General features: G+C 71.3%; 11 protein-coding genes and 3 pseudogenes. 8 read left to right on the forward strand and 6 right to left on the reverse strand.

What is annotated here, in order from left to right:
- The first annotated feature begins 27 nt into the window (after positions 1 to 27).
- Positions 28 to 480: a hypothetical protein gene (locus tag B1L07_00310; protein ID AUZ53827.1), complete on the forward strand. Its 453-nt coding sequence runs from the start codon at positions 28 to 30 to the stop codon at positions 478 to 480.
- A 181-nt stretch (positions 481 to 661) separates the two neighbouring features.
- Positions 662 to 1,626: pseudogene (locus B1L07_00315) on the forward strand (hypothetical protein).
- Positions 1,627 to 1,642: 16 nt separating this feature from the next.
- Here the strand turns inward: B1L07_00315 and B1L07_00320 are convergent.
- Both B1L07_00320 and B1L07_00325 read right to left on the reverse strand, forming a co-directional pair.
- Entirely contained in the window at positions 1,643 to 2,845 is a 1,203-nt protein-coding gene (locus B1L07_00320; GenBank protein ID AUZ53828.1) for a hypothetical protein, read from the reverse strand.
- Positions 2,846 to 2,900: 55 nt separating this feature from the next.
- Positions 2,901 to 3,353 (reverse strand): hypothetical protein, encoded by a 453-nt coding sequence (locus B1L07_00325; protein ID AUZ53829.1) that lies wholly within the window; start codon positions 3,351 to 3,353, stop codon positions 2,901 to 2,903.
- A 142-nt stretch (positions 3,354 to 3,495) separates the two neighbouring features.
- On the opposite strand from B1L07_00325, the pseudogene B1L07_00330 reads away from it, so the two are divergent.
- The 4 genes and pseudogenes from B1L07_00330 to B1L07_00345 all read left to right on the forward strand — a co-directional run bounded on the left by B1L07_00330 (position 3,496) and on the right by B1L07_00345 (position 7,320).
- A pseudogene (locus B1L07_00330) lies at positions 3,496 to 4,104 on the forward strand (dTMP kinase).
- Positions 4,105 to 4,188: 84 nt separating this feature from the next.
- Complete coding sequence (locus B1L07_00335; protein ID AUZ53830.1) at positions 4,189 to 5,166, forward strand: 23S rRNA (adenine(1618)-N(6))-methyltransferase; 978 nt, start codon at positions 4,189 to 4,191, stop codon at positions 5,164 to 5,166.
- A gap of 96 nt (positions 5,167 to 5,262) precedes the next feature.
- The gene (locus B1L07_00340) at positions 5,263 to 5,982 is read left to right on the forward strand and encodes a hypothetical protein (protein ID AUZ53831.1); all 720 of its coding nucleotides are present in this window, start codon (positions 5,263 to 5,265) and stop codon (positions 5,980 to 5,982) included.
- Between the two features lie 171 nt (positions 5,983 to 6,153).
- Entirely contained in the window at positions 6,154 to 7,320 is a 1,167-nt protein-coding gene (locus tag B1L07_00345; GenBank protein AUZ53832.1) for a hypothetical protein, read from the forward strand.
- 92 nt (positions 7,321 to 7,412) lie between these two features.
- Here B1L07_00345 and B1L07_00350 read toward each other — a convergent pair whose 3' ends face one another.
- Both B1L07_00350 and B1L07_00355 read right to left on the reverse strand, forming a co-directional pair.
- Positions 7,413 to 9,056, reverse strand: coding sequence for a hypothetical protein (locus tag B1L07_00350; protein ID AUZ53833.1), 1,644 nt, complete (start codon positions 9,054 to 9,056; stop codon positions 7,413 to 7,415).
- On the reverse strand, positions 8,753 to 9,697 hold the full coding sequence (locus tag B1L07_00355) for a hypothetical protein (protein AUZ53834.1): 945 nt from the start codon (positions 9,695 to 9,697) through the stop codon (positions 8,753 to 8,755). The genes B1L07_00350 and B1L07_00355 overlap by 304 nt, the downstream gene beginning before the upstream one ends.
- Positions 9,698 to 9,798: 101 nt before the next feature.
- Here B1L07_00355 and B1L07_00360 point away from each other — a divergent pair, with 101 nt between their 5' ends.
- A complete protein-coding gene (locus tag B1L07_00360) occupies positions 9,799 to 10,902 on the forward strand; it encodes a hypothetical protein (protein AUZ53835.1) in 1,104 nt (367 codons plus the stop codon).
- A gap of 72 nt (positions 10,903 to 10,974) precedes the next feature.
- Positions 10,975 to 11,737, forward strand: a pseudogene (locus B1L07_00365) (GntR family transcriptional regulator).
- Between the two features lie 20 nt (positions 11,738 to 11,757).
- Here the strand turns inward: B1L07_00365 and B1L07_00370 are convergent.
- Together B1L07_00370 and B1L07_00375 are read right to left on the reverse strand one after the other, a co-directional pair.
- Positions 11,758 to 12,987: a glucose/galactose MFS transporter gene (locus B1L07_00370; protein ID AUZ53836.1), complete on the reverse strand. Its 1,230-nt coding sequence runs from the start codon at positions 12,985 to 12,987 to the stop codon at positions 11,758 to 11,760.
- Positions 12,988 to 13,010: 23 nt separating this feature from the next.
- Entirely contained in the window at positions 13,011 to 13,352 is a 342-nt protein-coding gene (locus tag B1L07_00375; protein ID AUZ53837.1) for an L-fucose mutarotase, read from the reverse strand.
- Positions 13,353 to 13,357 lie beyond the last annotated feature (5 nt).

Below are 13,357 nucleotides of genomic sequence, written 5' to 3' on the forward strand. Positions count from 1 at the left end.
CGATGGTACGCAATGGTGTTGGCGGGGATGGTGCTGGTGGGCGCGGCGCAGGCGCAGCAGGCGTCGCCCCCGGTCGTGGATACGGTGCCCGCGGCCGACCCCGCGGCCGACCCTGCGGCGGCGTCCACGGACGCGGTGAGGACGCTGGAGGAAGTGCGCGCGCTCAAGCCCGAGGACGACACGCCGCTGGACCTGTACCGCTTCCGCAACCCGGTGAAGATCGAGCCCAACCGCTTCAGCCGTTCATGGAGCGAACCGCCCACGCCCGAGCAGGTCAGCCAAAGCGGCGGTTACCTGCTGATGGGCATCAGCTACGGCCTGATGGCCGCTGCCAAGGGCCTGCACAAGCTGACCGGCGGCCGCGACCAGATCCAGTCGGCCATCGCCCGCCCACCGCCGGAGCTGAGCGAGGACCAGCGCCGCCGCGCGGCGCGCTTCTGTGCGCAGCAGGAGGGTTGCCAGGCCCCGCCCGGCGACTGAGCGCCGGCCCCGGGCGGCGGCCTTTCCCGCCCGCGCCCGCGCCTGCCGGGAAGCGCCGCATCGGCACGGTTGGCGGCAGCGTGATCGCCTACCATGGCGCATCTTCGACGGGCCTGCCGCAGTGACCGACCTCCTCCCCCTGAAGCCAGCGACGCCGCCGGCGCGCATCGCCGCCTGGGTGCTGATGCTGCTGGGCATGTGGGCGGTGCTGGAACTGGGCTTGGTGGTCACCCTGCTGTCCGGCCTGCTGGTGTTCCACCTCAGCCACGTGCTGGCTTCGACCGTGGAGGGCCGGCTGCCGCCGGGCCGGGCGCGGGCGATGGCGGTGGCCGTGCTGTCGGTGGCGGTGATCGGCCTGCTGGGCCTGGCGATCATCGCGGTGGTGTCGTTCTTCCGCAACGAAACCGGCGGGCCGGACGCGCTGCTGGCGCAGCTGATGGAAATCCTCAATACCTCGCGCCACCAGGTGCCGCCGCTGCTGCAGCCGTATATCCCGAGGACATGCAGGCGCTGCGCGCCGGGGTGAACGAATGGGTGGCCGAGCACCGCCGCCAGCTCGGCGTCGCCGGTACCTCGGCGGTGCAGATCGGCGTGCGGGTGCTGATCGGCATGGTGCTGGGCGCGATGATCGCGCTGTACGACGAACTGCCGCTGCCACGCATGGGGCCGCTGGCGCGGGAACTGGTCGGCCGTACCAGCCACCTGGCCACCGCGTTCCGCCAGGTGGTGTTCGCCCAGCTCAAGATCTCGCTGCTCAACACGCTGTTCACCGCGATCTTCCTGCTGGGCGTGCTGCCGCTGCTGGGCGTGCACCTGCCGCTGGCCAAGACCCTGGTGCTGATCACCTTCCTCGCCGGCCTGCTGCCGGTGGTGGGCAACGTGATCTCCAACACCGTGATCACCATCGTCGCGCTGTCGGTGTCGTTCTACGTCGCCGTGGCCGCGCTGCTGTTCCTGGTGGTGATCCACAAGCTGGAGTACTTCCTCAACGCCCGCATCGTCGGCGGTGAGATCCGCGCCCATGCCTGGGAACTGCTGCTGGCGATGCTGGTGATGGAAGCGGCGTTCGGCCTGTCCGGGCTGGTCGCCGCGCCGGTGTTCTACGCCTACGTCAAGCGCGAGCTGGTGGCCCAGGGCTGGGTGTGAGCCCGCGTCCGGCCGCTCAGGACGACACCCCGGCCAGCGCCGCGTACGTCACCCCCAGGATCACCAGCCAGAAGTAGATGCCGCCGATGAACACGTAGCGCGCCAGCGTCGCCCACCCGCGGCCGCCGTACACGCGCTGCTGCATCCACAGCAGGTAGACGGGAACCGACAGCCACAGCACCACGTGGATGCCATCGCCGATGGCGTTCACCAAGCGGTTGCCGATGGCGCCGGTGACGCCGATCGTCAGGAACGTGGCCAGCAGCACCAGCATCAGCCAGGCATGGCTGTACAGCGCCACCACCAGGTGTTCGAGGTAGCCGATGCGGCGGCCCAGGTAGGCCACGCGCAGCACCAGCGCAAACACTGGCATCAGGAAGAACAGCGCGCCGGGCAGGGCGGTGAGGAAGGCCTGCACGTACAGGTCGGTCTTGCCGCCCATGCGTTCCACGTTGGCCTTGCCGTTGGCCAGGCGCTGGTTGAGCCAGTGGTTGAAGAATGCCGGCATGCCCTGCACCACCACCGGATTGGTCTGCGGATCCCAGGGTCTGCCGTTGATGTCGGAATCGAACACGGTAGCCTGCTGGCGCCCGGTGGCCTGGCCCGCCGCCTGCGCCGCGCGCTTCATCGCCGAGGCCACGGTGTCCGGCGCGGGCACCGGCTGCCCGCGCAGTTCGGAGGTGCGCCGTGCGGCGGCGGCGTTCAGCGCGGCCATGGCCACCGTGAATGCCGGCGTGGCCGCGGGCGAAGCCGCCAGCTGGCGCTCGATCCCGGCCTGCTGCGCCGCGCGTATCGCCTCCACTTCCTGCACGGTCTGCGCGTTGGCGAACAGCGTGTTGTCGCCGCCGTTCAGGGTCATGTCGTCGACATGCAGGGTCAGCTTGCCGACGAAGAACGTGAACAGGGTCAGGATCACGAACAGCCGCAGCGGCTGCACGTAGCCCACGCGCTGGCCGCGGAGGTAGTTGAGCGCGACCCGGCCTGGCACCAGCAGGTCGCGCAGCGTGCGGAAGATGCGCCCGTCCAGGTGCCAGAACGACTCGAACACCTCTTCGATCGCGTGCCCCACGTGCTTGAGCGGGTTGTGCGCGCACTGCCCGCAGTGGTGGCAGTAATGGCCCTGCAGCGCCGCCCGGCAGTTGGCGCAGGCCCCATGCCCGTGCGCGTGGACGACGGCGGGAACCTCGGCAACGGCGGTGTCGTCTGGGGTCGGGTTCATCGGGAGCGCGGGTGGAAGCCGGGACGCGACACGATAGCGGGCATTGCCGGCGCGGTCAGCTGCGCGGTCGCGGCTTGCGGTGCCAGAGCGCGTTGACGATCACCCAGCGGCCGTCGAAGCAGCCCATCTGCAGGTGGTCGATGAACCAGGGGCTTTCCAGCCGCACCGTGGCGATGTCCTCGTCCACCTGCAGCACGCTCACCGTGCGCTGCCACTGTTCGCGCGGGGTCTTCAACGCGCCTTCGCGGGTAAGGCGGACCAGTTCGTCCGCGCTCATCCGGCCCAGCCCGAGGGTTTCGTCGGGCCTGTCCACGAGGTTGCGCTTGGCCAGGTCCGGGTGCAGCGCACGCGCCACCCGTGCCGGGTCGCCCTCCAGCTGTCCGTCCATGTAATCGTGGGCGGTGGCCTCGATGGCCCGCAGGGTGGCGGCATCCGGCGGTGCCGCGCCGGCGCCGCCGGCGACCCACAGCATTCCCAGCAGCAGAAAGCGCATCGTGGCTGGCGGCATGGCCGGCTCCTTCCCAGGTCGCGGCAGTGTGGCGGCCGCCGCGGCGCGCGGCATGGGCCGATGGTCACTGGCCCGCGGCGGGGTGGCCGGCGGCGGCACGTCAAGGGTGGGTGCGCCGGACCGCTTGGGCTACAGTAGCGCGATGACGAAAGAGCACATTCCCGGCGGCCTGTTGATCGCCATCGAGGGCATCGACGGTGCCGGCAAGTCCACGCTGGCGCGGGGGCTGGCCGAGGCGCTGGAGCGGGCCGGCGCCGAGGTGGTGCTGAGCAAGGAGCCGACCAACGGGCCGTGGGGCACGCAGCTGCGGGCCTCGGCGGCGACCGGGCGGCTGAGTCCGCAGGAAGAAGTGGACCTGCTGCTGCGCGACCGCCGCCAGCACGTCGAAGCATTGGTGGTGCCGGCGCTGGCGCGCGGCGCGGTGGTGATCCTCGACCGCTACTTCCCATCGATGGTGGCCTACCAGGGCGCCGCCGGCCTGCCGGTGGACGAACTGCTGCAGCTCAACGCCTTCGCGCCGCGGCCGCACCTGCTGCTGCTGCTGGACCTGCCGCCGGCCACCGGGCTGGCGCGCATCCACGCCCGCGGCGACGTGCCCAACCATTTCGAGACGGCGCAGAACCTGGAGCGTTGCCGGGCGATCTTCCAGCAGCTGGAGTTGCCCGGCAAGCAGGTGATCGACGCCAGCCAGAACGAAGCCGAAGTGCTGCGCGACGCGCGTGCGGCCATCGCCGCCGCGCTGGCCGCACGCGCCGATGGGCAGGGCGGACCGCTGCGGCGCTTCCAGGCGCAGGACCCGGCGCCGGCCACCGGCCACTGACCTCCCACCTCCGCGATGCCGACGCCTCTGCCCCCGGCGAAGCGGCGCCCCGTGCCGGCGGCCGCGGGCCCGCATCCGCGCAACCGCCACCAGGGCCGTTACGACATGGCACGGCTGCTGGCGGCCAACCCGGCGCTGCGCGCGCACCTGCGACGCACCCCGGACGGCGGGCAGAGCATCGATTTCAGTGATCCGCTGGCGGTACGCGAACTCAACCGCGCGCTGCTGGCCAGCGACTACGGCATCGGCCACTGGGATATCCCCGCCGGCTACCTGTGCCCGCCGGTACCGGGCCGCGCGGATTACCTGCACGGCCTGGCCGACCTGCTGGCCGCCGACGCCGGTGGCACGATCCCGCGCGGGCCCGGGGTGCGCGTGCTCGATATCGGCGTGGGCGCCAACTGCATCTACCCGCTGCTCGGCCAGGCCGAATACGGCTGGTCGTTCGTCGGCAGCGACATCGATTCCGTCGCCCTGCGCTCGGCCGCCGCCAACGTCCAGGGCAACGGGCTCGACCGGCTGATCGAACTGCGCCTGCAGCACGCGCGCGGCAGCCTGTTCGCCGGTGTGGTGCAGGCGCAGGACCGCTTCCACCTGACCCTGTGCAACCCGCCCTTCCACGCCTCGGCCAGAGAGGCGGCGCAGGGCAGCCAGCGCAAGCTGCGCAATCTTGGCGACGGCAAGCCCGCGCCGCGCGGCAAGCCGCCGCTGTTGAACTTCGGCGGCCAGGCCAACGAGCTGTGGTGCACCGGCGGCGAGGCCTCGTTCCTGCGGCGCATGATCCGCGAGAGCGTGGCCGTACAGGCCCAGGTGCTGTGGTTCAGCTCGCTGGTGGCCAAGCGCGAGCACCTGGCCGACCTGCACCGGCAACTGTCCCGTGCCGGCGCGCTCGAGGTGCGTGAAGTGGCGATGGCGCAGGGCAGCAAGCAGAGCCGGTTCGTCGCCTGGACCTTCCACGCCGCCGCGCGCCGGGCCGGGTGGCCGGCGGGGTAACCGCCGCCATTGGAACATCGGCTGCCGTCGGGCCATGATGCGCCCGGGAAACAGGGAGCGTGCAGCATGCCGAGCGAGGCCGTCGGACAACTGTCCATGGGGAGTGGCCGCATCAACTACGTGTTGATCGATCACGAGAACGTGCAGCCCACCGACCTGCGGCTTCTGGACCGTGCGGACATCCGCCTGTGGGTGTTCGTGGGTGCCGGCCAGGCCAAGCTGTCGGCCGAGCTGGCGATACAGATGCAGGCCATGCGCGAGCGTGCCGATTACGTGCGCATCTCGGGCAATGGCCCCAATGCGCTGGATTTCCATATCGCGTTCTACATCGGCCAGTTGTCCGCCAGCGACCCGCGTGGGTTCTTCCACATCATTTCCCGTGACACCGGCTTCGATCCGCTGGTGGAACACCTGAAGGGCAGGAAGATATTCGCCTGCCGCTCGACGGCGATCGCCGGCATGCCGCTGTTCGCATCGGCCGCGGCCACCGAGGTGAGCGCGGTGCCCGCGGCGCAACCGAAACCGAAACCCAAGGCGAACGCGGTGACGGTGGTGGTGGACAAAGCGCCCCCGCGGCCGCTGCCCGATGCACCGGTCGCCGCGGCGCCCGCCACGGCCATGCAGCGGCTGACGCGGATGAAGACCGTACTGTCGAAGACGAAAACCGGGCGGCCGGGAACCCTCGCCGCATTGAAGAAGCATGTCGCCGCGCACTTCCAGAACCAGATCGGCGCCGACGACGTGGGGGCGATCGTGGCCGGCCTGGAACAGGCCGGCGTGGTGAAGCTGGATGGCCTGAAGGTGCGCTACGACTGAGCGCCATGGGCTCCGGCCGGCGGCATGGCCGCGTCCCGGGGCGGCCGCGCCCATCGTGCAGGCAGGCAGCCCGCGCTGCACGGTGTCCGCCGACGCCCCGGGTGGTGGCTGGTCACGGGGCCTGAACGCGGCATCGCCGACAGTGCGGCTCCCCGACCCAGGAGCTGCTGCATGCGCCTTACCCCCCTGTCGCTGGCCTGCCTGACCCTGCTGCTGCCGGCCTGCAGCCCGTCGTCACCGCCGGCCGCCACGCAAGCGGAGGCAGCCGCCGTGGCGACGCAGGAACAGGCGGATGCGGCGCCGGCCGAGGCCGCTTTCGAGTTCCCGGCGATCCCGCCGATCATGGTGCCCAGCCTCGTCGGCAGCGGCCCGGCGCAGAAGCAGCTGGAAGCCTCGATGCAGGCACTGATCGACCCGGTGGCCGGCATCAGCGTGCGCCCGGCGAACTGCGCCACCGACGGCGCGCTGGTCAACGAGAGCGGCTTCACCAATCTCGATGCCGCCGGCAACCTGCAGCGCGTTGCCGGCGAGGGCGTGTTCGAGGTGGCCGCCGATGGCAGCGGCCTGGCGGTGACCGACGAGGATGTGGTGCGGGTCAATCCCGATGGCAGCGGCAGCATCGTCAACAGTGCCGGCACCTTCGAGGTGAAGGCCGACGGCTCCGGCACCTATGTCGGCGAGCATGGGCATATCGAGCTGGACGGCAAGGGGGGCGGCACCTGGGTGGGCGACTTCGGCAACATCGAGAACCATGGCGATGGCTCGGGCCTGTGGGTGGGCGAAGAAGGCAGCATCGAGGTCCGCGCCGATGGCTCCGGGCGCTGGATCGGCGGGCCCGAAGGCATCGCCGAGAACCGCGGCGACGGCACCGGTACCGTGGGCGCGGTCGCGCGCGAGGTGCGCATGGCGCCGCTGCCGCCGCTGCCGCCGGCCGGGCGCTTCCCGCTGCTGGACAAGTTCAGGCCGTCCGGCGCGCCGTGTGGATTCGTCGTCACCCTCAGCGACAAGGTGCTGTTCGACTTCGACAAGGCGCAGGTACGTGCCGACGCCGGCAAGGTGCTGGACGCGCTGGCCACCGCGCTGCAGAAGGTGCCCTCGCGCGCCATCGAAGTCCGCGGCCACACCGACGCCAAGGGCGGCGACGACTACAACCAGGCGCTGTCCGAGCGGCGCGCGCAGGCGGTGGTGGCGGCGCTGCGCCAGCGCGGCGTTGCGCAGGACGCCAGCGCGCGTGGCTATGGCGAGGCGCAGCCGGTGGCGCCCAACGAAGTCGACGGGCGGGACAACCCCGGCGGCCGCCAGCTCAACCGCCGCGTGGAGATATTCGTGCGGACCTGAGCGGGAACCGGGCGCGGGCCCGGAAAGCCGCAGCCCGCACGAGGGACGCTGGCTTCAGGGAGCGGGCCCGGCGCCGGTAACGGACGCCTCGCTCAGTGCGCCCACCACGCCGCCAGCACCGGCATCGGCGCGCCGCCATCGATGCTGACCTGCAGGTCGAGCATGCGGTCGCCGCCGCCCTGGAAGTAGCGCAGCTCGAAGGCGTGCGCGCCGCGCGCCAGTGCGCGGCTGCCATGGGTGGTGCCGGGCGACTGGGGGCCGTCGCGGTCGATCACCACGGTGTCGTCCAGCCACAGGCGCGCGCCGTCGTCGGAGGCCAGCGAGAACCGGTAGACGGCATCGGTGGGCACGCGCACGACCCCGCGGTAGCGCAGGCCGAAACGCTCCTGGCGGGCGAAGTCCGGCAGGTCGATGACGTCGGCGGTATCCGAGCGCACCGGGCGCATGCCGGGCAGGTCGTCGGTCTTCTGCACCGGCGCCTCGAAATAGTCGCGCTGCAGGCCAGGTCGGCGCATGCCAGCCGACGCCGCCGCGGCGGGCTGCAGGGTGGTCCGCGCGTAGCTGGCGCGCATCGTCGGCCCCAGCCGCCCGTCGGCGGTGAGCAGCCGCGCCGCCACCTGTACCGGCCCCCGGGTCAGGTCCAGCGCCAGCGGGCCCGCGTAGCGCGGCGAGTCCGCGGTGGGCTCGCTGCCGTCGGTGGTGACGACGATGGCGGCATCGTCCAGCGGCGAGCGCAGCGTCAGCGTGGCCGTGGACGCCAGGGTCAGCACGTCGCCGTCCAGCCCCAGCACCTCGGGCACGCGGTAGTTCACGCCCATGCGGCCCAGCGCGGCCAGCTGCGGCCCCAGCCGCGCGGCGAAGCCGTCCCAGTCGCGGCGGTCCCGCGCCGACCACAGCACCTCGCTCATCGCCAGCGCGCGCGGCCACAGCATGTACTCGGCGGCCTGCGGCGTGCGGATATGCTCGGTCCACAGGTTGGCCTGGCCGCCACGCACGTGCGCGGCCTGCGCCGGGGTGAGCTGCGCCGGCACCGGTTCGAAGGCATACACCTGGTGCAGCGGCAGGTACTGCGGGCAGTAAGGTTCGTCGGCCGCGCGCGACTGGCAGTAGTCGAAATAGGAATACGACACCGGCGTCATCACCACGTCATGGCCGCGCCGTGCCGCCTCGATGCCTTCGCCGATGCTGCGCCAGGCCATGATCGTGGTGCTCTTTGCCGGGTCGCCGGCGAGCATCTCGTCCCAGGCCAGCATGCGCCGGCCGTGCTGCTGCAGGTAGCGTTCGACCCGGCGCATGAACCAGCCCTGCAGCGCATGCTCGTCCTTCAGCCCCTCGCGGCGGATGATCGCCTGCGCGAGTGGGCTCTGCTGCCAGCGCACGATCGGCGCCTCGTCGCCGCCGAGGTGGATGTATTCGGAGGGGAAGATCGCCATCACCTCGTCGAGCACGTTCTCGATGAACGTGAAGGTCGCCTCGCCGGGACAGACCACGTTGTCGTCCACGCCCCAGTCCACCCGCACCTGGAACGGCCCCGGCGTACAGGCCAGCTCCGGGTAGGCGGCCTGCACCGCGACGGTATGGCCGGGCATCTCGATCTCCGGCACCACGGTGATGTGCAGCCTGCGCGCGTACTCCACGATCTCACGCGCCTGGGCCTGGGTGTAGAACCCCCGTAGCGCGTGCCGTCGTACGCGATGCGGCCGTCGCGCCGGTGCAACGCGGTCTGCGCGCGCCACGCGCCGACCTCGGTGAGCTTGGGGTAGCGCTTGATCTCCAGCCGCCAGCCCTGGTCGTCGGTCAGGTGCCAGTGCAGCACGTTGAACTTGTAGCGCGCCATCAAGTCGAGCTGGCGCTTGATGTAGTCCATCGGGAACAGGTGGCGGGCCACGTCCAGGTGCAGGCCGCGCCAGGCGAAGCGCGGCGCGTCGTCGATGGCGACGTGGGCGATGCCGTCGCCGCCGTCGGCCAGCAGCTGGCGCAGGGTCTGCAGGCCATGGAACAGGCCGGCGTCGCCGGCCGCGCGCAGGCGGATGCCGCGTTCGTCCACGCGCAGGGTATAGCCCTCGGGGTTGGCGCCGGCGTCCGCGTCCAGGGTCAGGGTGAGGTCGGCCGGCGCGCGGCTGCCGGCCGTGTCCAGCGGGCGCTGCCACGCCGCCCGCAGGATGTCCCCGGCCAGCACACGCAGCGCATCCACGCGTGCCGGGTCGCCCTGCGTGGCGATGCGCAGCGTGGCACCGGGACGGTAGCGCCCGGGCTGCATGTCCATCCGTGCCGGCAGGGGGACGACCGACGGGGGTGTTGCCGCGCTGGCCGGCGACGGGGTCGGACATGCCAGGGCAACGACGAACAGCAGCGGGCGAAAGGCACTCATGCGCATGCGGGTCTCCGGGACAGACGTGGCGTCGGAAGGTGGCGCTTTCCCTCGTGCGCCGACATGATCCCGTGGACAGGGGGCAACGGCGACGGGAGGAGCGGGCGATGAAGACGATGACGATCCTGCGCGGCCTGGCCGTGCTGCTGCTGGGCCTGGCCAGCGCCTGCACGGCTGCGGCGCCGCGCGAACCGAACGTGGTGGTGGTGACGCTGGACGGCGTGCGTGCGCAGGAGATCTTCGGCGGCATGGATGCGGACATCGCGCGCGCGGCCGGCGACGAGAGCGGGGACGCCGGCCAGTTCGATCGCTACCGCGGCGACAGCGCCGCGCAGCGGCGCGCACGGCTGATGCCGTTCTTCTGGGGCACGTTGATGCGCGATCACGGCTGGGTCGCCGGCAATGCAACGCTTGGCAGCCGCGTGCAGCTGGGCAACCGCATGCGCTTTTCGTATCCCGGCTATGCCGAGCTGCTGACCGGGATGCCGCGCGATGACAGCGTGACCAGCAATGCCGCGATCCAGAGCCCGTACCCGACCGTGCTGGAGTTCGTGCGCGAGCGGCTGCGCCTGCCACGCGCCAAGGTCGCCGCCTTCGGTTCGTGGGACCGCTTCGCCGGCATCCCCGAGCACACCCGCGGCAGCATTACCGTCAACGCCGGCTTCATGCCGTTCGTTGACAGCGATCCGGGCATCCGCCGGCTCGATGCCATCCAGGCGCAGGCACGCACCTGGCGCCACGAACGCTTCGACGCCTTCACCGCGGCGTTCGCGCTGCGCTATCTGGAACGCGAGCGCCCGCGCCTGCTCTACGTGGGGCTGGGCGATACCGACGAGTGGGCGCACGCCGGTCGCTACATGGACACGCTCGAGGCCCTGGCGCTGGCCGACCGTTTCCTGCAGACACTGTGGCAGTGGCTGCAATCGCAGCCGGACTACCGCGACAACACCGTGCTGGTCATCGCCACCGACCACGGCCGCGGCCGCACGGTGCGCGACTGGAGCGACCACGGCCCGGACGTGGAGGGCGCGCAGGACGTGTGGCTGGCGCTGGCCGGCCCCGGCCAGGCCCGTCGTGGCGAACTGCGGCAGGCCCCGGACCTGCGCCAGGGACAGATCGCCGCCAGCATCGCCGCGCTGTTCGGCCTGGACTTCCGCGACATGGAACCCGGTGCCGGCGAGCCGGTGCAGGAAACGCTGCGCAGGCCCTGAGCGGCGCGTGCGCTGGCCTATACTCCCGCCATGTCCCCGCCTAAGAAATCGCAAGGGATGCGGAGCCAACGCGTGCCAGTCAAGAGCATCCAGAACCGCCGGCTTTACCAGCAGATCGCCGACCAGCTGCGCGGCATGATCAACCGTGGCGAATACCCCCCGGCAGCTACCTGCCACCGGAACGCGAGCTGTCGCAGCAGTTCGGCGTCAGCCGTACCTCGCTGCGCGAGGCGCTGATCGCGCTGGAGGTCCTGGGCCTGGTGCGCGTGCGCGTCGGCGACGGCGTGAGCGTGATCGGGCCGGAGCAGAGCGGGGCCACGCCCAGCGTCGGCGCGCTGGACCGCGCCCGCCAGCTCAACCCGTGGACGCTGGATCCGGAGCTGGGGTGGTGGCCGATTTCGATGCCGAGATCCCGCCATTCTCGCTGCTCAGCGCACGCCGCCTGGTGGAGCCGGAAGCCGCCGCGCTGGCGGCGGAAAACGCCACCGAGGAGGAGATTGCCGGGATCGAGGACGCGCTGCAGCGGAACATCGCCGACAACCTGCACCACTCCACCACCCATCCGGGCGACCGCCTGCTGCACGTGCGCATCGCCGACGCCAGCGGCAACCCGGCCTACGCGCTGTTGATCCGCCACCTGCTCGGGCACCGCTATGGCGCCATGTTCCAGCGGCTGCAGCATCTCTACACCCCGCACGACATGCCGCACCGCTCGGAGAACGAGCACCAGGCCATCGTCGATGCGATCCGCGCGCGTGACCCGGCAGCCGCACGCAAGGCCATGCGCGTGCACCTGGATTCGGTGATCCGGATCTTCTCGCGCGGCGAGGCCTGACCCGCAGCGCGCCGGCCGGCTCACGCCCGCGGCCGTGCGCACAGCCCGTAGCCGGCGACTACCGCGAAGCACAGTGCCGGTACCCAGAATGCGCTTTCGATCCCGCGCAGGTCGGCGATGCGGCCCATGAACCACGGCACGATGGCGCCGCCGACGACGGCCATGATGATGAAGCTTGCGCCGCGCTTGGTCTGCGCGCCCAGCCCCTTCACCCCCAGCGCGAAGATGGTGGGGAACATCATCGACATGAAGAAAAACACCGCGACCAGCGCCGCCACCGACACCGTGCCGATGCCGGCCACGACCACCGCGCACAGCACGACATTGATCGCCGCGTACGCGGTGAGCAGCCGCGCCGCCGGCACCACGCCCATCAGCGCGGTGGCCAGGAAGCGCCCGGCCAGGAAGCAGCCCAGCGCCACGGCGAGCAGGTAGGCCGCGCGCTCGGACGACAGCCCCGGCACGTGGTCCACCGCGTAGTTGATGAAGAACGCACCGACGCCGACCTGCGCGGCGACGTAGAAGAACTGCGCCACCACCGCGAACACGAAATGGCGTTGCCTGAGCAACGGCGGCTGCCGGGCCGGCGCCACCGGGGCCGCCGGCCCGGCAGCCGCCTCGGGCATGCGCGTGCGCCACACCAGCACCGCGATGGCGATGACCACGATGGCGGTGGCGACGTAGATCAGCTGCACGCCGTGGCTGCCGGAAATACCCGATGCCGGGGCGCCGAAGAACAGCTTGCCGCCGATGAAGGGAGCGATGAACGTGCCCAGCCCGTTGAACGACTGCGCCAGGTTGAGCCGGCGTTCCGAGCTCTCCGCCGGGCCGAGCACGGTGGCGTAGGGGTTGGCCGCGGTTTCCAGGCAGGCCAGCCCGCAGGCGATCACGAACAGCGCGAACAGGAAATACTCGAACACGCCGGCCGCGGTGGCCGGGATGAACAGCAGCGCGCCGACCGCGAACAGCCCCAGCCCGAGCAGGATGCCGGTCTTGTAGCCGTGGCGCTCCATCAGCCGCGCCGCCGGCAGCGCCATCAGGAAGTAGGCGCCGAAGTAGGCCGCCTGCAGCAGCGCCGAGCGCGCGCGGGTGATGTCCAGCGCTTCCTGGAAATGCTTGTTGAGCACGTCCAGCAGGCCATAGGAGAAGCCCCACAGGAAGAACAGGCTGGTGACCAGCACGAAAGCCAGGCGGTAGCGGCGTGCGCCGGTGTCCTGCGGGCTCGGGGCGGTACCGGGCAATACGGGCATGGCATTGGCTCCTGTGGATCGGATCAGTCGGTGTCGGCGAGGCGGAACAGGCAGTGCATCGGCGTCCACTTGGCGCCGTCCGGCGTCCAGGGCGTGGCCGCCTGGAACGTCCACATCAGTTCTTCCCACGCACGCAGGCGCGGGTCGCCGGCCTCGGCCGCGGCCAGGCGCGCGGCGTCGAACACGGCATCGTCGGTGTCCATCACCATCACCAGGCGCGTGCCCAGGCGGAAGATCTCCAGCTCGCGCACGCCATGCCGGCGCAGATGCGCCAGCACCTCCGGCCACACCGCGCGGTGGTATGCCTCGTACCGCGCGATCAGGGACGGGTCGTCCTTCAGGTCGAGTGCGAGGCAATGGCGCATGGATG

The sequence above is a fragment of the Stenotrophomonas acidaminiphila genome (assembly GCA_002951995.1).
In the GTDB taxonomy this organism is placed as follows: domain Bacteria; phylum Pseudomonadota; class Gammaproteobacteria; order Xanthomonadales; family Xanthomonadaceae; genus Stenotrophomonas; species Stenotrophomonas acidaminiphila_A.